The organism is Flavobacterium gelatinilyticum (assembly GCF_027111295.1).
GTDB lineage: Bacteria > Bacteroidota > Bacteroidia > Flavobacteriales > Flavobacteriaceae > Flavobacterium > Flavobacterium gelatinilyticum.
Map to the genome: position 1 here is coordinate 4630103 of NZ_CP114287.1, position 22785 is coordinate 4652887.

The window sequence follows — 22785 nt, forward strand, 5'->3', positions numbered from 1 at the left end:
ATTTTTATTTATCTGAATTTGTGAATTCGCGACTGATTATTTTAAAATGTTATAATATTAAAATTCATTTCTAAAGGTTTTAGTTTCTGCATTAAAAGCGGGATTAACTGGTCGCCTTTTTCTAAATAAAATTCAGAAAAATTGTTTTGGCGTTCCTGTAAACTGTTATTTGGGAACAATTCACACTGCAGATCGATTACACGCTGTAACTGATCGTTTAGTTTTCTTTTCTGCGCTTTTAATAAACGTTTCTCTAAATTTTCTAAACCTTTAATCTGTTTTACTTCCTGGGCTTTTACCGCTCCTGAAAATGATTTATCAGTTTGATTGGCCAGATTGTAAAGATATTCAAATTGTGTTTTCAGCGTTTCTTTTTGCGGTGTTAAATCAATTGGGAAAGCCGAAATTTTGTGTGTAATCTCGTTTACTAAATTTTCCTGTTTGGTAAACAAATCTTTCCAGCTCAAATTTAAATTATCGGCTTTCTTAGCTTGTTTTTCGGCTGCCAGAAGAACCGAATTACGAACTAAAAGCATCGGGAAAGTAACTTTTACGGCATCAAAAAATGATTTCAATTCCAGCCAGTATGCAATTTCTCCGCCTCCGCCAATGTAACATAAATTTGGAAGGATTATTTCCTGATATAAAGGACGCATAATTACATTTGGACTGAATTTCTCCGGATTACTGTTTAATAATTTTAGAATTTCTTCTTTAGAAAATGAGATTTTAGTATTGTTTACATGATATCTTTCATTTTCATAAATAATTCGTTCACGAATATCGTCTTCGATATAAAATAAATTGATTTCCCTCGGATTTACCTGAATAGTATAATCTTTAAGGTCTTCAATTGTTTTTTGAACAGCCTGAAATGATGTTTGGTTTTCTAATTCTTCTTTGATGTACGGAATAAAAGCCTGCTTTAAATTTGAATCGTCAGCATCGATAATAACCAAACCATGATTTGCAAATAAGGCATTGGCTAAAAAACGGGTTGCATCAGCCAGTTTATCGTGTTTTAAATAAGCATCTTCAAAAAGTTTTTTTAAAGTATTGGCATTCGTGCTTGATCCTAATTCCAGCGAATAAATTTCGAAAAATTCAGCTAAACCTTCAGTTGAAAGTCTTCCCACAGGGCCGTTACTTTCTTTATTCCATCTGAATTTTTTTCCTTTAAAATTAAAGTAATTGATCTCTTCAAAATCATGATCTTCAGTCGCCATCCAGTAAATTGGAATAAAATTATCCGAAGGATATTTAGCTTTTAATTCTTTAGTTAAATTGATTGTAGAAATGATTTTATACAAAAAATACAACGGTCCGCTGAATAAATTTAATTGATGCCCGGTTGTTACCGTATAGGTGTTTTCCAGAGCCAAAAGCTCGATATTTTGTCTGGTAGATTCCGAAATTTCAATGTGGTGATATTGTTTTCTTAGAGTTTCAACCAGCGGGATTCGGTTGTTATTGTCAAAACTGGCATGTTTTTCCTCAATTTGTTTTTCGAAATTTTCCAGTGTTGGAAAATGGTTATATAAAGATTGTAAGGCTGGTTTTTGATCTAAATAATCTTGTATCAAGGTAGAGAAATATCCTGAATTTTGGTAGCTGATACAGTCGGTAGGCATAATTTTAGATTTATTTTTGAAAGCTGTAAATTTAATGAAAATATGCAGTTAAAAATGTTTTTAACGATTGCTTATGATTTGTTTTTTGTTCAGTGTTTTTAAAGTTCCCAAAATCAGTTTTTTAGTTTACCGATAAAATCAGGTTTTCGTAATATAAAATTTATGAATTTTGTTAAATCATAGATGTAGTTCTAAAACTAATTCTTGTAAATGTGAATTATTAATAATGAAACTATATTTTTGTAAGCAAAAAAAGTTATATCTATTTTACATGAAAACGAACCCGAATAAGAAGAACTCTTTGCAGCATGTTCTTTTTGGAAGCTTGATAGGCACCACAATTGAATTTTTTGATTTTTATATTTATGCCAATGCGGCCGTATTGGTTTTTCCGCAATTATTTTTTCCGGGTTCAGATGCTACTATGGCGACTCTGGAATCTTTGGCTACTTTTTCGATTGCTTTTTTATCGCGCCCGCTGGGTTCTGCTTTTTTTGGACATTACGGAGATAAGATCGGGCGTAAATTTACCCTTGTTGCCGCTTTGCTCACAATGGGAATCTCGACGGTTACGATTGGTTTTCTGCCAAGTTATGCCAGTATTGGTGTTGCTGCGCCATTATTGTTAATGCTCTGCCGATTCGGGCAGGGTGTTGGTTTAGGCGGAGAATGGGGAGGAGCTGTTTTGCTTGCTATTGAAAATGCACCGCCGCATAAACGTGCGTGGTACGGCATGTTTCCGCAATTGGGTGCTCCAATTGGATTACTGCTTTCCGGAGGAACTTTTCTTTTGTTGACTGATTCTATGAGTAATGAAGATTTTATGGATTATGGTTGGAGAATTCCATTTATTGCCAGTGCACTTTTGGTCATAGTCGGTTTTTACATTCGAACAAAAATTACAGAAACACCTTCTTTTGAAAATTCCAAAAAAGAACAAGAAGAAGTTAAAGTTCCTTTTTTAGAATTAGTCAAATCATATAAAAATCAGCTTATTTTTGGAACCTTCGCCGCTATTACGACTTTCCTGGTTTTTTATCTTATGACGGTATTTACGTTAAGCTGGGCAACTTCTGATCTTGGAATTGTTAAAAGAGACGGATTGCTGATACAATTGTTTTCGGTATTGTTTTTTGCCATTTTTATCCCGGTTTCGGCTGTAGTGGCAGATAAAATTGGTCGTCGTAAAATGCTCATTTTAGCAACTCTTGCTATTGCCGTTTTTGGATTTTTCTTTCCATTCTTTTTAAGTACCGGAAATATAGCGTTAGTAACCACTTTTGCTTGTATAGGAATGGCTTTAATGGGATTCACGTATGGACCTTTAGGGACTTTTCTGTCTGAGTTGTTTCCAACAAATGTTCGTTATTCCGGAGCATCTTTAACTTTTAATATGGCGGGAATTTTGGGTGCTGCTTTTGCGCCTATGATCGCTATTTGGTTAGCTAAGAAATATGATGTCAGTTACGTAGGGTTTTATTTAGTTGCTGCAGCCTTAATTTCTTTAATTTCGTTCCTTGTAATTAGTAAAGATGAACATAAATTTTAAATCTTTTATAAAAATATCCATTCTAATGACATTATGTATTAATGTAATGATGTGTTAGAAGTTTAAAAATATTGAAATAGAAAAGTCCGCAGAAATAATTTATTTTTTGCGGACTTTTTACTTAAATAAATACTAGAGGGCTTCTCTAAAATCTTTTCAAAAAATGTCCTTAATATCCTGTATTTTTGCAAGAAAAATAAATTCTTTTGAAAACGAAACTTTTTGTAATCACACCGCCTTTTACACAGCTGAATACACCGTATCCGGCTAGTGCGTATATAAAGGGTTTTTTAAATACTAAAAATATCGAATCGGTGCAGGCTGATTTGGGTATTGATGTGATTTTGGAATTGTTTTCAAAAAAAGGACTTTCTGATTTGTTTCAGGTTTCAAGTTCAAAGTTTCAAGTTTCTGAAATCTCTGATAATTCCAAAAGAATTTTTGCTCTTCAGGATGAATATATCAAAACGATTGATCCCGTAATTCAGTTTCTGCAGGGTAAAAATCCAACTTTGGCATTACAGATTTGTCAGGAGGATTTTCTGCCCGAAGCTTCTCGTTTTGCACAGCTTGAAGAACTTGACTGGGCTTTTGGTTCTATGGGAACTCAGGATAAAGCCAAGCACTTAGCGACTTTATATCTCGAAGATATTTCGGATTTTATTGTAGAATGTGTCGATGAAAATTTTGGATTCAGCCGATATGCCGAACGTTTAGGCCGAAGTGCGAATTCTTTTGATGAATTGTATGAAGCTTTACAGCAAAAACCGACTTACATTGATTCGATTTTAATTTCACTTTTAAAAGCTAAGATTGAAGCCGTAAAACCAACTTTGTTTCTGATTTCTGTTCCTTTTCCTGGCAATTTATACAGCGCGTTTCGATGCGCACAATGGGTAAAACAAAATCATCCCGAAATTAAAATTTCAATGGGAGGAGGTTTTCCTAATACTGAATTACGTTCTCTTTCGGACAAACGTGTTTTTGAGTTTTTCGATTTTATCACTTTAGATGATGGCGAAGTGCCGATTGAAGAATTGATTTTTCATTTAGAAAATCCGGGTTCAAACTCGTTTAAAAGAACTTTTCTTTTGGAAAACGGAGAAGTAGTCTATAAAAACAATTCCTTAAAACACGATTACAAACAAGCTTACGTAGGAACTCCTGATTATTCAGATCTGCCTTTGGATAAATATATTTCGGTTATCGAAATCGTAAATCCAATGCACAGAATGTGGAGTGACGGCCGATGGAATAAACTCACGATGGCTCATGGCTGTTACTGGGGGAAATGTACTTTTTGTGATATTTCTTTAGATTACATCAAGGTTTACGAACCTGTTGCGGCAAGTCTGCTTTGTGATCGTATGGAAGAATTAATCGAGCAGACAGGACAAAACGGCTTTCATTTTGTAGACGAAGCGGCACCTCCGGCTTTAATGCGTGCTGTGGCGCTCGAAATTTTAAAAAGAAAACTGGCTGTAACATGGTGGACCAATATTCGGTTTGAAAAAAGTTTTTCAAAAGATTTGTGTTTATTGCTAAAAGCTTCCGGCTGTATCGCAGTTTCCGGAGGATTAGAAGTAGCATCTGACCGATTATTGAAATTAATAGACAAAGGTGTTACCGTTGAACAGGTTGCTAAAGTGACCCGAAATTTTACCGAAGCCGGAATTATGGTTCATGCGTATTTAATGTACGGATATCCAACACAAACAATTCAGGAAACGGTTGACAGTCTCGAAATGGTTCGTCAGTTGTTTGAAGCCGGCGTTTTACAATCGGGATTCTGGCATCAGTTTGCTTTGACGGCCCATAGCCCGGTTGGATTGTATCCTGAAAAATTTGGCGTGACCAAGAAAACAGAAACGATTGGAACTTTTGCCAATAATGATATTGAATACAGTGATTCAACAGGAATTAATCATGATAAATTCAGCTTTGGATTGAAAAAATCGCTTTTTAATTTCATGCACGGAATCTGTTTTGATTATGAACTTCAGGAATGGTTTGATTTTAAAATCCCGAGAACCAAAATTCATCCTGATTTTATTTTTAATGCTTTAGAAGAACAAAACGACTTCAATACCAAGCCCAATGCAAAAGTAGTCTGGCTTGGCGGTAAACCTTCGGCAGAAATTTTTACGAAATCAAAGAAAGGCAGAAGCTGGGAAATGATGTCGCTGACTTTTCACGACAAAAAAGAAAGTTTTAGTATTCAGACCAGCAGAGAAGAAGGTGAATGGCTGATCGGGATTCTGTCTAAAATCTCGGTTTCGAATGCTAAAAATTATACTTTTCAGGAAGTGAAAAATGATTTTGAAACTGCATTAGAGGATTTCGAATTATTTTGGTATTCGAAACCCATTAATACGCTGAGGGAATTTGGACTTTTGGTTTTATAATCAATATTCTATCGAATAACCATCGTTAGGAATGGCAGTTTTAGATAAAAGATTGTTTTGCGAAAGCGCTCTTTTTAATTCTTCCCTTGTTGTCGGGCAATGGTTTAAAGCTTCCAGATGATTGGCAAAAACTTTTCCGGGTGCCAGTGCAGCAAATCGCAGAATATCATTCATTCGCATAAGTAACGGCTGTCCTATGTCTAATCTGGCCGTACCGCAGGCCACGGTCGAAATATCGGGTTTTAGTTCTGTCAATACCTTTTGCACATCATCTGTAAAAATAGTATCAGAGCTTATGTAAACCGTTTTTTGGTTGGGAAGTTCAATATAAAAACCCATTACATTTCCCATCAGTTTTGCTATAAAACCATAACCGTGAAGTGCCGGAATACCAATAATTCTTCCGCCCAAAAAAGGCTGCGGTGTCCAGTACTCCAGAGTCTGAATAACTTTTAAACCTCTTTGGGTCAGTTTTTTTTCGTCTTTCTCGCTGCAGATAACCGGAACGCTGTTTCGTCTTAAAAACACTTCTCCCGCTTTGTCGATATGATCCGGATGCAGGTGCGTAATTAAACAATGCGTCACTTTGCTCAGGATCTCCCTGCTGTTTTTGGGCAGAGCAACAAGCGGATTTCGTTTTGGTTTATAACGAAAAATAGTAAAAGGCGCTATTGTTTTTCTCTTTCCAAGCATTGGGTCAACCAGAATTACATGCTCTTCTGTTTCAATTACCAATGTGGCATTTCGTAAGTGATGTATTTTCATATCCGGGAAAATTAGAACTTAAAAATACAAAGATTTTCGAAAATCTATTTACAGATTTTTCTTTATTTTTAACAGAATTGTTAATAATTCTGACAGGAATTGTATAGCTTCCTGGAGGGCACTATGCAATCAAAAAGCGGAAACCAATTCCGTGCAGGTTTTCAATCGAAATGCCTTCTTCGCCGGCTAAAATTTTGCGAAGGCGGGAAATAAACACATCAAGGCTTCTTCCCATAAAATAATCATCTGTTCCCCAAAGGGCAGTCAGGATTTGTTCTCTTTTAAGAACCAAGTTTTTATTGTCAAGAAAAAGTTTTAGTAACTCGGCTTCACGCTGCGTAAGGCCTACTTTTTCAGTATCATTATAAAGGATAAAATTTTTGGTGTCGAACTGGTATTTTCCAATCTCATAGATCGATTTTTCGACTTTGTTGTTTTTTTGAGATCGTTTTAGGAACACTTCGATTTTCAGGATCAGTTCTTCAATGCTGAAAGGTTTTACCAGATAATCATCAGCACCAAGACGAAGTCCTTTTATGCGGTCTTCTTTTAAAGTCTTAGCCGAAAGAAAAATAATAGGTACATCAATATCAATTTTTCTAATTTCGGAAGCCAGTTCAAAGCCGTCCATTTTCGGCATCATGATATCCAGAATACAAATATCAAAAAGTTCCTCTTTAAAAGCCTCCAATCCTGATTTTCCATTGGTACAATGCACAACCTCATAATTATTCTGTTCAAGATTGTCTTTGGTTAAAAATGCTAATGTTTCATCGTCTTCGGTATAAAGTATTTTGAATTGCTTCATCTTTTATAAGGAATTGAGAGAGTAATGGTAACTCCGTTTGTTAAATTATTTTCGGCTTTTATTTTCCAGTTTTGAAGGCTGCAGATTTCTTTTACATAAAATAATCCAAGTCCAAAACCGTTTACTTCATTGCTTTTTTCATTTTGTATTCGATAGAATTTATCAAATATAAACGATAATTTTTTATTAGAGATACCAATTCCGTTATCTGTGAATTCAATTTTTAAAAGAGAATTCTCTTCGTAAATTTTAACTGTAATTTCCGGTTTGGTATTACAGTATTTTACTGCATTGTCTAAAAGGTTGTAAACTAAATTAGCAAAGTGAAAAACATCGGTTTCCAAAACATATTCTCCCGAAGCGCTTTCAATTTTAATTTCGGCATCGGGATACTTAAGCACAATATTTTCGATAGTTTCCTCAATAACCGGAACGATTAAAGTAGTTTCTTTTTTTAATTCTAAAGGCGTATAGTCAGATTTTGCGACAGTTAATATTTTTTCAATATGATGATTCAGTTTATTACCCTGATTCAGGATGATTTCCGTATAAGTGTGGAGTTTTTTGTTTTCTTTTATAAGATTTTGTTCGCTTAAATATTTTGAAGCAATTAAAATAGATGATAAAGGCGTTTTAAATTCGTGCGTCATATTATTGATAAAGTCACGCTGCAATTCAGAATATTTCTTTTGCTGTAAAAGTTTAAAAATGGAGTACACGTAAATCAGTAAAATCAGAATTAAAGCGATCGAAAGCACAAACCAAAATCGCATAGAACTGAATAAATAAGTAGTTTCATTAGGAAAACGAACCACGAAATAATAAACCAGATTTTTATGTTTGGGGAAATAAACCGTCTTTTTTTCTTTGTCTTTTTTAGATAAAGAAATATAATCGCCGTACACCATTTCGTCACTCTGGCAATTGTACATTGCGTATTCAAAGTCGGTTGCTATGTTTACTTTTTTGAATTCCGTTTTCAGGTAAAACTCCAGAATATCCGGTTCAAATTCATTTTCGACATTTACTATATAATAATCGTTGGCTATTTTTTGCACCGGATTCTGCACCGGTTCATGATTAGTGCCTTCATATAATTTTCTGGCCACTTCAAGAAGTGCAATATGGGCTTTCTGGCTTAGTTTTTTCTGCTCGAGCGTAAAAGCCTCTTTTGTCCATAACAGCTGTGCCACCAGAATGCTCATAATGGCAACCAATCCCAGAACAATGATACTATTGAGTTTATTTATTTTCAAGAAAAAAGTCTTTTTTAAAATGTAATATTAAGCAATTTTAAAGTGAAAAAGGTCGATTAACAAGTCGTTAACAAACATTTGAAACCGGTTAACAGCGATTTGATTTTAACTCAGGTACTTTTGAAATATAGAAATCGAACTATAAACCATTTTAAAATATTTAGCTATGAAAATCGTAAAAATCTCAATGCTGGCTCTGGCTTTAGGCTTAATGTCTTTTTCAGCAATTGCACCGGTAAAATCTTTATCTTCAGAAACTGAAGTAATCGAAACAGCTTCTACAATTGTATGGAAAGCTGAAACAATCGACGTTGGACAAATTCCGCAGGGAACTCCAAAAGCAATTGTTTACGAATTTAAAAATACAGGAAAAACAGCAGTTGTAATTACAAATGTTCAGGGGTCTTGCGGCTGTACTGCAACAGACTATACAAAAGAACCTGTTTTGCCTGGAAAATCTGCAAAAGTTACCGCAACTTACAACGCAGCAGCAAAGGGTGCTTTTACTAAAACTGTAACCGTAACAACAAGTGCCGAGACTACTCCAAAAGTGCTTACTTTAAAAGGAACAGTTATCTAAAAAATAATTTTAATAGGTTGGTTATAAACGTGGCAGCTCCGGATATGTAATGTATCCGGAGCTTTTTTTATGTCTAAAGCCGAAGTCTGTTTTTATTTTTAATACTAGTTTGAATTAAGTAAAACTTTCCTATTTTTAACCAAAAATTGATATGAAAATCTGGTATTCGATTATTGCGTTTGTAGTGCTTCTAACGGTTGTTTCATGTAATTCGAAAGGAGAAAAAAAGAAGGAAAATCAAAAAAAGAAAGTTGAAATTCCGGAACTGAGACTTACTATTGACAGTACAAAAATTGCTGCTTTTTTTACAGCCTATCCAAAACTGGAAAAATTTCAGGGCGATGTTTTCAATTTGTATAAAAAGAACAAATCAACCCAATTGTGGCTGGATAATAAAGGCGTGGTCGAATTTGGCAACACACTTTTTAATAAATATAAAGGTCTGGATTCTGAAGGTCTGAAAGCCAATTTTCCATACAAGGAAATCAACGCTGTTTTTGAAAATAATACCGATAATAAATTATCAAAAGAATATACCGATTTGATGATTTCGAATCTCTATTTCTATTATGCCGAAAAAGTATACAGAGGTTTTGACGAAAAAACATCTATTTCGTTAGAATGGCTTTTACCGAGGAAAAAGCTGAACTATCAGGTTTTAACGGATTCTATTTTTAAGAAATCAACGATCAACGATGATAAGAAAAGCAAAATGTTCAGCCAGTATTATAAACTTCGTGATGCGCTGAAACAATACAGAGACATTGAAAAAAATGGCGGCTGGAAAAACATTGAAACGGATGAAGATTTTAAAAGCCTGAAACTGGGTGATTCTTCGACAGTAGTTTCTCAAATCAGGGAAAGACTTTTTATAACCGGAGATCTTAAAGAAGATACGAAAAGCCAGGTATGCGATTCGACTTTAATAAGTGCCATGAAAAACTATGAACAGCATCATGGTTATACACCTAAAAATGTTATACTGTCAGAACATATTAACGATCTGAATATTCCGGTTTCTGACCGAATTAAAACCATTATCGCCAATATGGAACGCTGCCGATGGATTGATCCTGATCTTGAGAAAGGGCAGAAATACATTGAAATCAATATTCCGGAATTTAAACTCTATATAATCGAAGACGCTAAAATTGCTTTTACCTCGCCGGTTGTAGTAGGAAAAGCGATGACAAAAACGGTTATTTTCAGCGGTATGATGAACAATATTGTTTTTAGTCCGTACTGGAATGTACCGCCAAGTATTATTGCCAATGAAATTAAACCCGGAATGGCAAAAAACAAAAATTATCTGAAACAGAAAAACCTGGAATGGAATAATGGAGCAGTGAGACAGCTTCCCGGCAAAAACAATTCGCTGGGACTGGTGAAGTTTTTATTCCCTAATTCAAGTAATATTTACCTGCATGATACACCTTCAAAAAGTTTGTTTGAAAGAGAAAGCCGTGCTTTTAGTCATGGATGTGTGCGTGTGGCAAAACCACGCGAACTCGCCATAGAATTACTAAAAGACGATAAGCAGTGGCCTCCTGCCCGAATTGACAAAGCCATGCATGCCGGAAAAGAAAACTGGTATACCTTAAAGAAAAAAGTTCCGGTTTACATAGGCTATTTTACTGCCTGGGTAGATCGCGAAGGGAATTTAAATTTCTACAAAGATATTTATGGAAGAGATGAAAGTCTGATAAAACTCTTAACCGAAGAATAAAGATTTAAATTCTAAATTCCTAAAACTGGGTTTGGAAATTTAATTTGCTTAATCAGAATGAAAAAGTGGAGTTGCAGATTAAGAATTAATATGATTTTAAAAAATCGCTGTTAATCCTTAATCTGCGGTAAAAAATTATTCAGATAAAACGTCGATGCATTTATAAAAACGTTTGGTATAGTGTTCTGTGTCAAGTGCGGTTATAGTTACCTGCTGGGCTTTTCCGGATGAAGCGTGAATAAATTTCGATTTCATTCCGTTGGCTTCGCAGATTATTCCAAGGTGTCCCACAACCGTTCGGTCTTTGTAGCCGTAGAAAACCAGAATATCGCCTACTTTAAATTCTTCCGGTTTTAGAGTTTTTCCTAAATTCTTATAACCGCTTGAACTCCTTGGTAACGTCAATCCGAAATTACCATACACATAACTTACAAATCCCGAACAGTCAAACCCTGCATCCGGATTACTGCTGGCATATTTATAAGGAACTCCTAAATATTGTTTTGCATACGTAACAAGCAAATCTCTGTCGATTGTGCTTTGTTCTGTTTTTACAGAAAACTGTTCTTTTGTTGTGAAAGAAGAAAATAAAAGCGAAAGTAAAACTATGGAAATGTAAGATTTCATTTTAAAATATTAAAAAATGGAATTTATAAAGATAGTTTGTTTTAATGGGGATATCAAACTGGAAATAAATTTTGGTATTTTTTTATTACTTTTTGACATTTTAGTATCTTTTAGTGTAGTCCATTTCAAATATATTTGTGAATCTTATTTATATTTTAACAAATAAATTATGTTTCTCAAAAAATATGCGGTTTTATTTCTGTTTTTGCTGATTTCTATTCTTTCGACAGCACAAAATCAGAATCGTTTTCTATACGCCGGACGAGTTGAAAAGCTCCAAAACGATCAGGTAATTTTAATTGGAACAGCATCCTCTGTCTCGTTTAATTTTACCGGAAATGAATGTTCAATTTTACTTCAAAGTGTTGATTCTTACGAACATCATAACTATGTTTCGTTAGTTCTTGACGGAAAATATATAGGTAAAATCAGAATTGAAAAAGGAGCAGCTCAGTCATTTCCCGTAAAAATAACTTCAAATAAAAAAGAACATCATTTAGAAATCTATAAAAATACCGAAGCGCAGAGCGGTAACATTTTGTTTGCCGGAACAACTGCAAAACTGACTTCAATTTCTTCAAAAAAGAAAAAGAAAATCGAATTCATCGGCGATTCAATTACCTGCGGGGCTGCAAGTGATCCTTCGGAAATTCCTTGCGATAAAGGCGAATATATGGATCATCATAACAGTTATTACGCTTACGGACCATCATTGTCAAGACAAATTGGTGCCGATTATCTGATGAGCTGCGTTTCAGGAATTGGAATGTACAGAAACTGGAACGACGAGAATAAAGAGGAAGCTATTATGCCCGATATTTATGGGAACTTGTATCTGACAAAAGATCCTGCTAAACCCAAATATGATTTTGCATTTCAGCCGGATATTATCAGTATTGCTTTAGGAACCAATGATTTTTCTGGAGGCGACGGTAAAAAAGAACGGCTGCCTTTTAATCCTGAAAAATACGTTTCGAATTACATGAATTTTATAAAGATGTTGTACCAACACAATCCAAAAGCGCAGATTGTTATTACAAACAGTCCAATGGTAAATGGCGAAAGGGCGGTTGTTTTTGAAGATTGTTTAAAGAAAGTAAAAGCCGCTTTTGATGGAGATAAAGCCCATAAAACAATTCTGATTTTCAAATTTAAACCCATGACACCAAAAGGATGTACAGGTCATCCGGATGTGGCTGATCATCAGGTTTTGGCAGCAGAATACGGTCCATTTTTAAAAAAGTTACTGAATGAAAAATAAAATACTATTCGTTTTCTTTTTGATGATTTATGGTTTTGCCGAAGCAAATGTTACGCTTCCCAATATTTTTGGGGATAATATGGTTTTACAACGTAACTCCGAAGTGAAAATCTGGGGCTGGGCAAATCCGAAAGAAGAAATCAAACTGATTTCCGGCTGGAATAACCAGGAATATAAAACAGTTACAAATAATCAGGCGAAATGGGAACTGACCATTAAAACTCCCGAAGCCGGTGGTCCTTTTACGATTTCTATAAAAGGTTACAACGAAGTTTTGCTTAAAAATATTCTGATTGGCGAAGTCTGGCTTTGTTCCGGTCAGTCGAACATGGAAATGTCGGCAAGCTGGGGAATCGATAATGGCGATGAAGAAGTTAAAAATGCCAAAGATTTTAATATCCGATTTTTTACGGTTTCAAAATCTACCGCAGTTACACCACAGAATAATGTATTAGGAAACTGGACAGAATCGACTCCGGAAACAATGAAATATTTCAGTGCCGTTGGTTATTTCTTTGCGAAGCGTTTAAAAGAAGATTTAAAAAATGTTCCCATCGGGTTAATTTCGTCCAACTGGGGCGGTACTCCTGCTGAAATCTGGATGCCTGAAGAAGTTGTTCAAAACGATCCTGTTTTACTCGAAAATGCTAAAAAACTCAGCGAACAAGAATATGGTCCGCATCAGCCGGGACGTGCATACAATGCGATGATTCACCCAATTACAGGATTTAAAATTGCAGGAACGCTTTGGTATCAGGGAGAATCGAATGTGGGTTCATTGGTTTATGATAAAACTTTAGGCGCTTTGATTACTTCATGGCGAAAAGAATGGAAAGAAAATTTCCCTTTTTACTATGTCCAGATTGCGCCTTATAAAACGGGAACGAATAATTTCTCAAATGTAACGGTTAGAAATTCACAGCGAAAATTATTAAAAGAAGTTTCAAATACCGGAATGGTCGTAATCAGCGATGTTTCGGATACAATTGATATTCATCCTAAGAATAAAAAATCAGTCGGAATTCGTCTGGCGAATCTGGCTTTGGCTGAAACGTATAAAACCAATTCTAATTTGGTTAATGGTCCGCTTTTTAAAGGTTTTAAAATTGAGAAAAACAAGGTAATAGTTTCTTTTGATCATGCTGACGGATTGTATTTCAAGAACAAAAAATCGAATCAGTTTGAAGTAGCCGGAGCCGATGGTGTTTTCGTACCTGCCGAAGCTTCGATAAAAAGTAATCAGGTGATTTTGACAAGTAAAGTTGTAAATCCGGCAAGAGTGAGATTTGCATGGGGAAATACAACGCAGTCAGATTTGTTTAACAAAGCAAATCTGCCTGCTTCTTGTTTTAGTTCTGAGGAATAAAATTTTAGATATTAGAATGTAGATTTTAGATTTTGCGGATTGTTTGTCATTTCGACCGAAGGGAGAAATCACACTAGGATATCTATAAAGTAAATCGCTAATCTTTGTCGAGTTTCGTGTGTGATTTCTCCCTTCGGTCGAAATGACAAGATTGGAGACATCTTACCGACAAAACAAGTCAAAAAAAACGTAGAATCTTAGCAACTCAGAACCTTAGAATCTAAAAAAAAAAGAACTAACTAAACCACATATGAAAAATAAAAAAATAATAATTATTGGGATCTTGTCCCTGTTTACAGTTGGAAATATGAATGCACAAAAAAAGCCGTATCTGGATAAAAATAAAACTATTGAACAGCGCATAGATTTGCTTTTGCCTTTAATGACTTTAGAGGAAAAAGTAGGGCAGATGAATCAATACAACGGTTTTTGGGATGTTACAGGACCGGCTCCAAAAGGCGGAACAGCCGAATTGAAATACGAACATTTAAGAAAAGGATTGGTTGGATCGATGCTGACAGTGCGCGGCGTAAAGGAAGTTCGTGCCGTGCAGAAAATTGCGGTAGAGGAAACACGATTAGGGATTCCGTTAATTATTGGTTTCGATGTAATTCATGGTTATAAAACGTTAAGCCCGATTCCGTTGGCAGAAGCAGCCAGCTGGGATTTAGAAGCCATTAAAAAATCGGCAGCGATTGCGGCTGATGAAGCTTCGGCATCCGGAATAAACTGGACTTTTGGGCCAAATGTTGATGTTGCAAACGATGCGCGCTGGGGACGCGTGATGGAAGGTGCAGGAGAAGATCCGTATTTAGGAAGTAAAGTGGGGTATGCCAGAGTAAAAGGTTTTCAGGGAGAAACCGTTGCTGATTTGCAAAAAGTAAATACGATTGCAGCCTGTGCGAAACACTTTGCGGCTTACGGTTATGTTGAAGCGGGATTGGAATATAATATTGTAGACATCAGTAATTCAAAATTGTACAATTCCGTTTTACCTCCTTTTGAAGCGACGGTTGAGGCGGGAGTTCGTACGTTTATGAATTCGTTTAATACTTTGAATGGTGTTCCGGCAACTGGAAATGCCTTTTTGCAAAGAGATATTTTGAAAGGAAAATGGAAGTTTGACGGATTTGTAATTTCGGATTATGCTTCAATTCGTGAAATGATTGCACACGGTTATGTTAAAGATGAAGCCGATGCAACGGCAAAAGCGGTTATTGCAGGTTCTGACATGGATATGGAATCGTATTTGTATGTGGCAAAATTGGTTGATTTGGTAAAATCCGGCAAAGTAAAAGAAGCTTTGGTTGATGATGCCGTTCGCAGAATTCTTCGAGTAAAATTTGAATTGGGTTTATTTGACGATCCGTACAAATATTGTGATGAAAAACGTGAAAAAACGGTTGTTGGAAGTAAAGCCAATAACGAAGGCGTTTTAGACATGGCAAAGAAATCTATTGTTTTATTAAAGAACGCTTATCCGCCGGGGAGGAAAGAGAATTTGCTTCCGCTGAAAAAATCTGGACAAAAAATTGCTTTGATAGGCGCTTTGGCAAATGATAAAAACAGTCCGTTGGGAAGCTGGAGAATTGCAGCTTCAGACGATACTGCGGTTTCGGTTTTAGAAGGAATGCAGCAATACAAAGACAATCAGCTGACTTTTGAAAAAGGAGTTGATTTATTGACGCAAAAAGCAACGTTTTTAACCGAAACTGTTTTTAATACAACAGATAAAAGCGGATTTGAAGCAGCAAAAAAAGCAGCGAAAAATGCCGATGTTGTCGTAATGGTTTTAGGCGAATACGGATTTCAAAGCGGTGAGGGAAGAAGCCGTACTGATTTAAACCTGCCTGGTTTACAGCAGGAATTATTAGAGGAAATTTATAAAGTAAACCCAAATGTGGTTTTAGTTTTAAATAACGGCCGTCCGTTGAGTATTCCGTGGGCTGCAGAAAATGTTCCTGCAATTGTGGAGGCTTGGCATTTAGGAACTCAGGCTGGAAATGCAATTGCACAGGTTTTATATGGAGATTATAATCCGAGTGGAAAACTGCCAATGTCGTTCCCAAGGAATGTTGGACAGGTTCCGATTTATTACAACAAATACAGCACAGGAAGACCAACGGACAGTGATAAAAACGTTTTCTGGTCGCATTATATGGATGTCGAAAAAACGCCTCAATTCCCGTTTGGTTTTGGATTAAGCTACACCACTTTCGAATATAAAAACCTGAAATTGAATAAAACGACTTTTACAAAAGGTGAAAAAGTAGAAGTAAGTGTTGAGGTTACAAACTCCGGGAATTATGACGGAAAAGAAGTAGTTCAGTTATACATTCATGATGAATATGCAAGCATCGTCCGCCCGATTAAAGAATTAAAAGGTTTTGAATTAGTAAACCTGAAAAAAGGTGAAACCAAAACAGTTTCTTTTACATTAACTAATAAAGAGCTTGGTTTTTATGATAATGAAGGAAACTTTTTGGTAGAGCCTGGAACGTTTAAAATCATGGCAGGAGGAAGTTCTGATAAAGGTTTGCAAAGTGGTTTTGAAATAATAGAATAGTTTCTTTTAAGGTTCAAAGGGACAAAGTAACAAAGGGACAAAGTTTTTTAATCTAGCAATCCCGATAGTTATAGGGAGCTAATCCACAACGATTTTTGAATAGCCCCTAGCTTCAGCTAGGGGATTAAATTTGAATTTGAAAAAGGCTTTAGCCAAACTAACGACAGTTTGGTTAAAGCCTTTTTTTATGCTTGCTATTTTTACATCCAGCTAAAGCTGGACGCAATTCAAAATAATTTGAAAAAAACTTTGCGACTCTACGAGATTAAAAAAACACAACTTTTTAAATTAATAGCTTTCGATATTTTTCTACCTTTAAAATCTATTAAAACTCCAACCTTTAAATTACAAACATGAAATATAACAGATGTGGCAGAAGCGGTTTATTACTGCCTGAGATTTCCTTAGGATTGTGGCATAACTTCGGTTCAGTAGATAATTTTGAAAATGCAGAAAGTATTGCCATTGAAGCTTTTGATAAAGGAATTACTCATTTTGATTTAGCCAATAATTACGGCCCGGTTCCCGGTTCTGCTGAGGAGAATTTCGGAAAAATAGTATGGCATAATTTTCAGGGAAATCTGCGTGATGAAATCGTGATTTCTACGAAAGCTGGTTATACGATGTGGAAAGGTCCTTATGGAGACTGGGGTTCGAGAAAATATCTCTTGTCAAGTTTAGATCAAAGTTTAAAACGAATGAATATCGATTATGTTGATATTTTTTATTCGCATCGTCCGGACCCTGAAACTCCAATTGAGGAAACGATGATGGCTTTGGATCACGCGGTTAGAAGCGGCAAAGCGTTGTATGTTGGAATCAGTAATTATTCGGCAGAACAAACCAGAGTTGCTGTTGATGTTTTAAAACAATTAGGAACGCCTTGTTTGATTCATCAGGCGAAATACTCCATGCTGGAGCGCTGGGTTGAAAATGGTTTATTAGATGTTCTAGAAGAAAAAGGAGTGGGATGTATTGCATTTTCGCCTTTGGCGCAAGGACTTTTAACCGACAAATATTTAAATGGAATTCCAGAAAACTCAAGAGCGCATAATCCAAACGGACATTTGAGAGAAGATGAGGTTACACAGGAACGTATTCAGAAATTAATGCAGCTAAATGAAATAGCCCAGAATAGAAATCAATCTTTGGCGCAAATGGCTTTGGCTTGGCTGCAAAAAGACAAACGAATTACTTCTGTTTTGATTGGTGCAAGTTCGGTAAAACAATTGTGTAATAATATTGATTGTTTGCAGAATACTGAGTTTTCGCATGATGAATTGAACGCGATTGAGAAGATTTTATCGTAATGTTTTTTTGTGAAATGTGAAATGTGAAATGTGAAATGTGAAATGTGAAACGTAAAATGTAAAATGTGAATTGTAGAGGCACACTGCAGTGCGTCTGCGTTTTGTAAATATTAAACCCGACAGGTTTTTAGAACCTGTCGGGTTTCAAATATATAGAATATTGATTTCATTTTTATTGAATAATCATTGCCAAACCTCCACCGTTTGCTAAACGATATTTCAATTTTGTTGTAGAATCAACGGTTACAATTTCTTTTTTATAATCTACTGCTGCTTTGTCGGCATTTACGCCATCAGAGAAAATTTCTGCTTGGAATTTTTTACCTTTTTCAAGGAAGGAAAAATCAATTGTAATATCTCTTGAATCCCAATTTGTGATTGCGCCTAAATACCAAATATTGTCTTTTTTTCGGGCTATGGAAACGAATTTCCCAACTTCTCCATCAAGAGCAACCGTTTGATCAAAAACGGTCGGGATTTTAGCGATAAAATCAGTGCTTTCTTGTTCCTTCATAAAAGCGGTCGGACTATCTGCCATCATTTGCAAAGGAGATTCAAAAATCGTATAAAGCGCCAATTGATGACATCTTGTTCCCTGACTCATTGGAGCTGAATGATTTGGTTTGAATTCACTTTTAGTTGCATTTCGCATTGCGCCCGGCGTGTAATCCATTGGGCCGGCCATCATTCGGATAAACGGAATTGTAGTATCGTACAATGGCACATCATCATTTGGCGTCCATTTATTGTTTTCTAAACCTTTTACACCTTCAAAATTCAGGATATTTGGAAAAGTTCTCTGGATTCCAGTTGGTTTGTACATTCCGTGGAAATCTAAAATCAATTTATAATTCGCAGCTTTCTGCGAAATATCATAAACGGAATTCACCATTTTGGCATCGTCCCGATCTAAGAAATCAACTTTAAAACCTTTTATTCCTAAATTGGCATAATTCTTCAAAATTCCGTCTGTGTTTTTGGTCAACGCCATCCATGAACTCCATAAAATTATACCAACATTTCGTTCTTTTCCGTAAGCGATTAAAGCTAGTAAATCAACATTCGGGTTGTGTTTCATGATGTCTTCTTCCAAACTCCAGCCTTCATCTAAAACAACATATTCAACTTTGTTTTTAGAAGCAAAATCAATGTAATATTGGTATGTTTTAGTATTAATTCCGGCCTTAAAATCGACGTTATAAATATTCCAGTCGTTCCACCAATCCCAGGCTACTTTTCCTGGTTTTATCCACGAAATGTCTTTTATTTTTGAAGGTTCAGCTAATTTTTGAACCATATCATTATTGGCTAAAGCTGCATCATTTTCAGAAATCACAATCGCGCGCCACGGGAAAGATCTTGTTCCTTTGGTTTTAACCAAATAATCAGCTCTTTCTGTAATTAATCGGTTAATATTATTGAATCCGCCGTTGGTTTCTTTTAAGGGATATTTAGAAAAACGAGATTCAAAACCTGTTTTGTCTTTTTTGTTTGTTACAAATAATCCCGGATAATCTTCGAGATCAGCCTCAAGAAAAACGGCTTTTTTATTATTTTTAAAATCAATTAATAAAGGAAGAAATGCTAAAGTATCTTTTGCAAATTCGCTGATTTTTTTGTTCTCATAATGTGCTTCAAAAGAAGAAATATAAGGATCTTTAGGGTTTCTCAAATCTCTCACATAAGGTATGAAAGTATTATAATCCTGATCAAAGTTTAAAACTACTTCTTCAGATTTTATAGTAATATCTTTTTTCTTTTTAGTTATAAATCGATACGCTGCTCCATCATCAAAAACACGATATTCGATACTGAAATCATTTTTGAAATTTAAAGTCAGTTGATTATAATGATTTTGAACTGATTTCTTTTTGTAAAGCGGTGTTTCAAATGAATTGTTTACAGTTTCTTTTTTTGAATTAATAACAACAGGTTTCTTTCCTAAAACCTGATTTTCATCTAAAGTTAAAGCCATTTCTGAAGATGCCAGAATCAAATCTTTTTCATGCGATATTGACCATGAAATTTTATCATCAATTGTGATTTTAACTTCAATTTTTCCATCGGGAGAATTTACTGTAAACTCTTGTTTTTTCTGCGAAAAAGAAAGATTTAGAAATAGTAGACAAAAAAGAATAAATGTGTTTTTCATGCGGGTATTTTTTGAAACCATATAAGTGATATAAGTTCATTTAATAAGTTTTAATCTGTGGACATCTGCTTTGATCTTTTTAAATCTGCGTGAAAAATCTATGCGTAAAAACATTTCACGCAGATTTAAAGAGATTTCAGCAGATTAAATTAGATTTTTATATTTTATTAAATGAACTTATATGACTTATATGGTCTAGATAAATTATTTTTTCTTCAATTCTAAATTGTATTTTTTTACAATTTCCAGAGTAGATTTGTCTCCGTTAAAAACAGAATTCAAACCTTGTGGTTCCTGCGGCGGGTCTGTTGTTAAAGGTTCGCCGGGATTCCATTTTCCGTCAGGGTGAATTGCTTTTCCTTCACCGCCGTAACCCCAAAAATTGGCTGCCTGTAAAGGTCCTCCATTTTTATGGCTTTCTAAGACTCTTCCAAAAATGAAGCTGTAAAATTGGTCACGGTAAACAGATGGCGCACCCGCATTTAAATTTTCATGTTCTCTCGGAAGTCCAAATTCTTCGATAATAATGGGTCTTTTTAAATTATTAGCAACTTTAATATGATCGTCAATATATTTTCCGGCATTTTCGATCGTTTTTGGCATTGTCGCTTCGGCATTATCGGCTTTGAACCAGTTCCAGTTTTTGGGCCAGATGTGCATTGTTAGATAATCAATATTTGGGTTTTGATGTGTTCTTTCAAAAATTTCCATGCTGTCGTTTGAACTGTTTTTTCCTTCAGATCCGGTAGAAACTAAATGATTTTTGTCTAAACTGTCAATTAGATCCACAATATTATTCAGCCATTTTGTGAATTTGGCTTCGTTTTCTGTTGTAAAAAGACGCGGTTCGTTTCCAACCTGCCAGGACATAATGGTATTATCTTCGGTATATTTCTTTTTAGAATATTGGTTTGTTCTTCCAATAATAAATTTTACATGATTGTTGAGTGCTTCCATACATGGTTCGCAGCTGTGAAATTGCTCTGTATACGACATAAACTGAGGCCAGGTATTGGGGGGGATATTTGGAACCGGAATTGCGCCTTTGCCATTCCATTCTAAATATTGCGACATTCCGCCGGACCATTCCCAGTTGTTAGTCAGGTACAAAACTGCATACATTTTGCGTTTGCTCATTTCGTTTATTAAAAAATCCAAACCGTCCAGTAAATCTTCATCGTATTTTCCCTGCTCATATTGAAGTGCCGGACGAACGGTGAAATCGTATTTTCCGCCATCGGCGCCAACTAAAATTCGTAAATTATCGATTCCGTTTTTTTTCATAAAATCCAGTTCTCGTAAAAGTCTTTTGCGATCGCCTATTTTTTTAGATGCCAGCATGCTTCCGTACCAATAATTGGTTCCAATATAAGCGTAAGGTTTATCACCTTTATAAAATTCGTTTCCTTTTACGGTAATTTTTTCCTGTGCCTGACAAGCAATACTTGTAAGGAGTAAGGCGGCTGAAAGTGTTTTAAAAAATCGGTTTTTCATAATTTGTATTTTGAAATTAAACCTAACAGGTTTTTAAAACTGTTAGGTTTTTTAAAGTCTTATTTCGGCATTTCATACATCTTTGGCAGAGAATTCACTAAAGCTGATTTCGTTTTCAAGCTGTATGTTTTAAAATCAGATGCATTCGAAACGGATCCGTTTGGAACATAATAACCATCTGTGTTATTATTCCAGAACATTACATAACTAATCTGAATATCATTTTTGGTTAAAGCACTGTATAAAAAATTCGAGAACCAATTTGTAATGGCTGGCGATGCGGATGTAACACGGTATCCGGTTTCGGTTAAAGCGGCGATTTTTACTTTTGCTTTAGCGTAATCAGAAAGGATTTTGAGTTTTGCATTTGCTTTATCAGATCCGGTTTGACCCTGATTGTTGAAATCTCCGTAATTGTCCATTCCGATAATGTCAACGTATTTGTCACCCGGATATCGGCTTAAATAATTGGCTTCGGTTGTATAGGAGTTGTCAGGAGAAAAAGCATATAAAATATTGTGAACACCTTTTGTGTTTTTTAAATAATCAACTGTGAATTGATAGGCTTTTTTGTATTCGTCGGCGGTACAAAAATCAGCGCCCCACCAAAACCAGCTTCCGTCGAATTCATGAAAAGGTCTGAAGATAATGGGAATCAGTTCTCCGTTTGCGCCTTTTAAGTTTGAAACTACACTGGCGACTTTATCTAGTTTTTTCTTGTACCATTCGTTGTTGGCACCGCCGGGTAAAATGCTTTTAAAAGCTGCAGCTTTTTCTTCGGCAGACATATCAGCAGTATAAAAAGAATCTTCTTTAAAAGGTTCTCTCAAATGCCAGCTGAAGGTATTGATTATGCCTTTTGCGTAAGCGGCTTTTGTATCGGCAATAATTTTAAGTTCCTGCTGATAGAACCAGTTATTGGCTTGCTCGTTGTTGTTTTTATCGGTGATAAACATAAAGTCGGAACCCAGAACGGCAGGATCAAAACCAGTATTTTTTTTAATGTCAGATTCGGTTCCGGCATCCTGATAAAAGCTGTTAAAGGCATCTTGCTGTCCAATTGCAGTTTTGGTCTGTGCGAGTCTTTTTAAATTGTAGAATAAAGCGATGGTTTCTTTTGAAGCATTGGCATCGACCATATAATTTGTCACGTTCGATGTGGTTAAAGGATCGTCCTGCATAGGATAATCGATGATTACTTCGGCTGGATCTTCTTTGTCAGACGAACAGCTTGTGACGGTTAAAACCGTGAGGCTGAGAAATGCTATTTTGAGAAACGATGTTTTCAT

16 protein-coding genes are annotated in these 22785 nt (G+C 35.5%); 8 read left to right on the plus strand and 8 right to left on the minus strand.

Annotated features, from left to right (window positions below; genetic code table 11):
- Window positions 1-41 precede the first annotated feature (41 nt).
- Complete coding sequence (gene bshC / locus OZP11_RS20060) at window positions 42-1631, minus strand: bacillithiol biosynthesis cysteine-adding enzyme BshC (RefSeq protein WP_281232268.1); 1590 nt, start codon at window positions 1629-1631, stop codon at window positions 42-44.
- A gap of 271 nt (window positions 1632-1902) precedes the next feature.
- On the opposite strand from bshC, the gene OZP11_RS20065 reads away from it, so the two are divergent.
- Window positions 1903-3180 (plus strand): MFS transporter, encoded by a 1278-nt coding sequence (locus OZP11_RS20065; protein ID WP_281232269.1) that lies wholly within the window; start codon window positions 1903-1905, stop codon window positions 3178-3180.
- Between the two features lie 206 nt (window positions 3181-3386).
- Window positions 3387-5585 carry a B12-binding domain-containing radical SAM protein gene (locus OZP11_RS20070; RefSeq protein WP_281232270.1) on the plus strand — a complete coding sequence of 733 codons (2199 nt, stop codon included), beginning with the start codon at window positions 3387-3389 and terminating at the stop codon, window positions 5583-5585.
- Here OZP11_RS20070 and OZP11_RS20075 read toward each other — a convergent pair whose 3' ends face one another.
- From OZP11_RS20075 to OZP11_RS20085, 3 genes are all read right to left on the minus strand, one after another.
- The gene (locus OZP11_RS20075; RefSeq protein ID WP_281232271.1) at window positions 5586-6350 is read right to left on the minus strand and encodes an MBL fold metallo-hydrolase; all 765 of its coding nucleotides are present in this window, start codon (window positions 6348-6350) and stop codon (window positions 5586-5588) included. It lies immediately after the preceding gene.
- Window positions 6351-6471: 121 nt separating this feature from the next.
- A complete protein-coding gene (locus OZP11_RS20080; RefSeq protein ID WP_281232272.1) occupies window positions 6472-7158 on the minus strand; it encodes a response regulator transcription factor in 687 nt (228 codons plus the stop codon).
- On the minus strand, window positions 7155-8414 hold the full coding sequence (locus OZP11_RS20085; RefSeq protein ID WP_281232273.1) for a sensor histidine kinase: 1260 nt from the start codon (window positions 8412-8414) through the stop codon (window positions 7155-7157). Before OZP11_RS20085 ends, OZP11_RS20080 begins: the two co-directional genes overlap by 4 nt.
- A 166-nt stretch (window positions 8415-8580) precedes the next feature.
- On the opposite strand from OZP11_RS20085, the gene OZP11_RS20090 reads away from it, so the two are divergent.
- Window positions 8581-8994, plus strand: a complete 414-nt coding sequence (locus tag OZP11_RS20090; protein ID WP_281232274.1) for a DUF1573 domain-containing protein — start codon at window positions 8581-8583, stop codon at window positions 8992-8994.
- A gap of 151 nt (window positions 8995-9145) precedes the next feature.
- On the plus strand, window positions 9146-10720 hold the full coding sequence (locus OZP11_RS20095; RefSeq protein ID WP_281232275.1) for a L,D-transpeptidase family protein: 1575 nt from the start codon (window positions 9146-9148) through the stop codon (window positions 10718-10720).
- Window positions 10721-10855: 135 nt separating this feature from the next.
- Here the strand turns inward: OZP11_RS20095 and OZP11_RS20100 are convergent, their stop codons facing one another.
- Complete coding sequence (locus OZP11_RS20100) at window positions 10856-11347, minus strand: C40 family peptidase (protein ID WP_281232276.1); 492 nt, start codon at window positions 11345-11347, stop codon at window positions 10856-10858.
- Between the two features lie 169 nt (window positions 11348-11516).
- On the opposite strand from OZP11_RS20100, the gene OZP11_RS20105 reads away from it, so the two are divergent.
- The 4 genes from OZP11_RS20105 to mgrA all read left to right on the plus strand — a co-directional run bounded on the left by OZP11_RS20105 (window position 11517) and on the right by mgrA (window position 17850).
- Window positions 11517-12608 carry an SGNH/GDSL hydrolase family protein gene (locus OZP11_RS20105; RefSeq protein WP_281232277.1) on the plus strand — a complete coding sequence of 364 codons (1092 nt, stop codon included), beginning with the start codon at window positions 11517-11519 and terminating at the stop codon, window positions 12606-12608.
- The gene (locus OZP11_RS20110) at window positions 12598-13974 is read left to right on the plus strand and encodes a sialate O-acetylesterase (protein WP_281232278.1); all 1377 of its coding nucleotides are present in this window, start codon (window positions 12598-12600) and stop codon (window positions 13972-13974) included. The genes OZP11_RS20105 and OZP11_RS20110 overlap by 11 nt, the downstream gene beginning before the upstream one ends.
- A 250-nt stretch (window positions 13975-14224) precedes the next feature.
- A complete protein-coding gene (bglX, locus tag OZP11_RS20115) occupies window positions 14225-16540 on the plus strand; it encodes a beta-glucosidase BglX (protein ID WP_281232279.1) in 2316 nt (771 codons plus the stop codon).
- Between the two features lie 353 nt (window positions 16541-16893).
- Complete coding sequence (gene mgrA, locus OZP11_RS20120) at window positions 16894-17850, plus strand: L-glyceraldehyde 3-phosphate reductase (protein ID WP_281232280.1); 957 nt, start codon at window positions 16894-16896, stop codon at window positions 17848-17850.
- Window positions 17851-18022: 172 nt separating this feature from the next.
- On the opposite strand, the gene OZP11_RS20125 is transcribed toward mgrA, so the two are convergent.
- The 3 genes from OZP11_RS20125 to OZP11_RS20135 form a co-directional block, all read right to left on the minus strand.
- Window positions 18023-20002: a retaining alpha-galactosidase gene (locus tag OZP11_RS20125; protein ID WP_281232281.1), complete on the minus strand. Its 1980-nt coding sequence runs from the start codon at window positions 20000-20002 to the stop codon at window positions 18023-18025.
- A 204-nt stretch (window positions 20003-20206) separates the two neighbouring features.
- Window positions 20207-21496, minus strand: a complete 1290-nt coding sequence (locus tag OZP11_RS20130; RefSeq protein WP_281232282.1) for a glycoside hydrolase 5 family protein — start codon at window positions 21494-21496, stop codon at window positions 20207-20209.
- A gap of 59 nt (window positions 21497-21555) precedes the next feature.
- A complete protein-coding gene (locus OZP11_RS20135) occupies window positions 21556-22785 on the minus strand; it encodes a glycoside hydrolase family 26 protein (protein ID WP_281232283.1) in 1230 nt (409 codons plus the stop codon).

Excerpts from the sequence above, each read along its gene's own strand:
- OZP11_RS20095 (WP_281232275.1), top strand. The coding sequence starts at position 9,146 with ATGAAAATCTGGTATTCGATTATTGCGTTTGTAGTGCTTCTAACGGTT.
- OZP11_RS20090 (WP_281232274.1), top strand. The coding sequence starts at position 8,581 with ATGAAAATCGTAAAAATCTCAATGCTGGCTCTGGCTTTAGGCTTAATG.
- bglX (WP_281232279.1), top strand. The coding sequence starts at position 14,225 with ATGAAAAATAAAAAAATAATAATTATTGGGATCTTGTCCCTGTTTACA.
- OZP11_RS20130 (WP_281232282.1), bottom strand. The coding sequence starts at position 21,496 with ATGAAAAACCGATTTTTTAAAACACTTTCAGCCGCCTTACTCCTTACA.
- OZP11_RS20105 (WP_281232277.1), top strand. The coding sequence starts at position 11,517 with ATGTTTCTCAAAAAATATGCGGTTTTATTTCTGTTTTTGCTGATTTCT.
- OZP11_RS20065 (WP_281232269.1), top strand. The coding sequence starts at position 1,903 with ATGAAAACGAACCCGAATAAGAAGAACTCTTTGCAGCATGTTCTTTTT.
- OZP11_RS20080 (WP_281232272.1), bottom strand. The coding sequence starts at position 7,158 with ATGAAGCAATTCAAAATACTTTATACCGAAGACGATGAAACATTAGCA.
- bshC (WP_281232268.1), bottom strand. The coding sequence starts at position 1,631 with ATGCCTACCGACTGTATCAGCTACCAAAATTCAGGATATTTCTCTACC.
- OZP11_RS20100 (WP_281232276.1), bottom strand. The coding sequence starts at position 11,347 with ATGAAATCTTACATTTCCATAGTTTTACTTTCGCTTTTATTTTCTTCT.
- OZP11_RS20125 (WP_281232281.1), bottom strand. The coding sequence starts at position 20,002 with ATGAAAAACACATTTATTCTTTTTTGTCTACTATTTCTAAATCTTTCT.
- OZP11_RS20110 (WP_281232278.1), top strand. The coding sequence starts at position 12,598 with ATGAAAAATAAAATACTATTCGTTTTCTTTTTGATGATTTATGGTTTT.
- OZP11_RS20075 (WP_281232271.1), bottom strand. The coding sequence starts at position 6,350 with ATGAAAATACATCACTTACGAAATGCCACATTGGTAATTGAAACAGAA.
- OZP11_RS20135 (WP_281232283.1), bottom strand. The coding sequence starts at position 22,785 with ATGAAAACATCGTTTCTCAAAATAGCATTTCTCAGCCTCACGGTTTTA.
- mgrA (WP_281232280.1), top strand. The coding sequence starts at position 16,894 with ATGAAATATAACAGATGTGGCAGAAGCGGTTTATTACTGCCTGAGATT.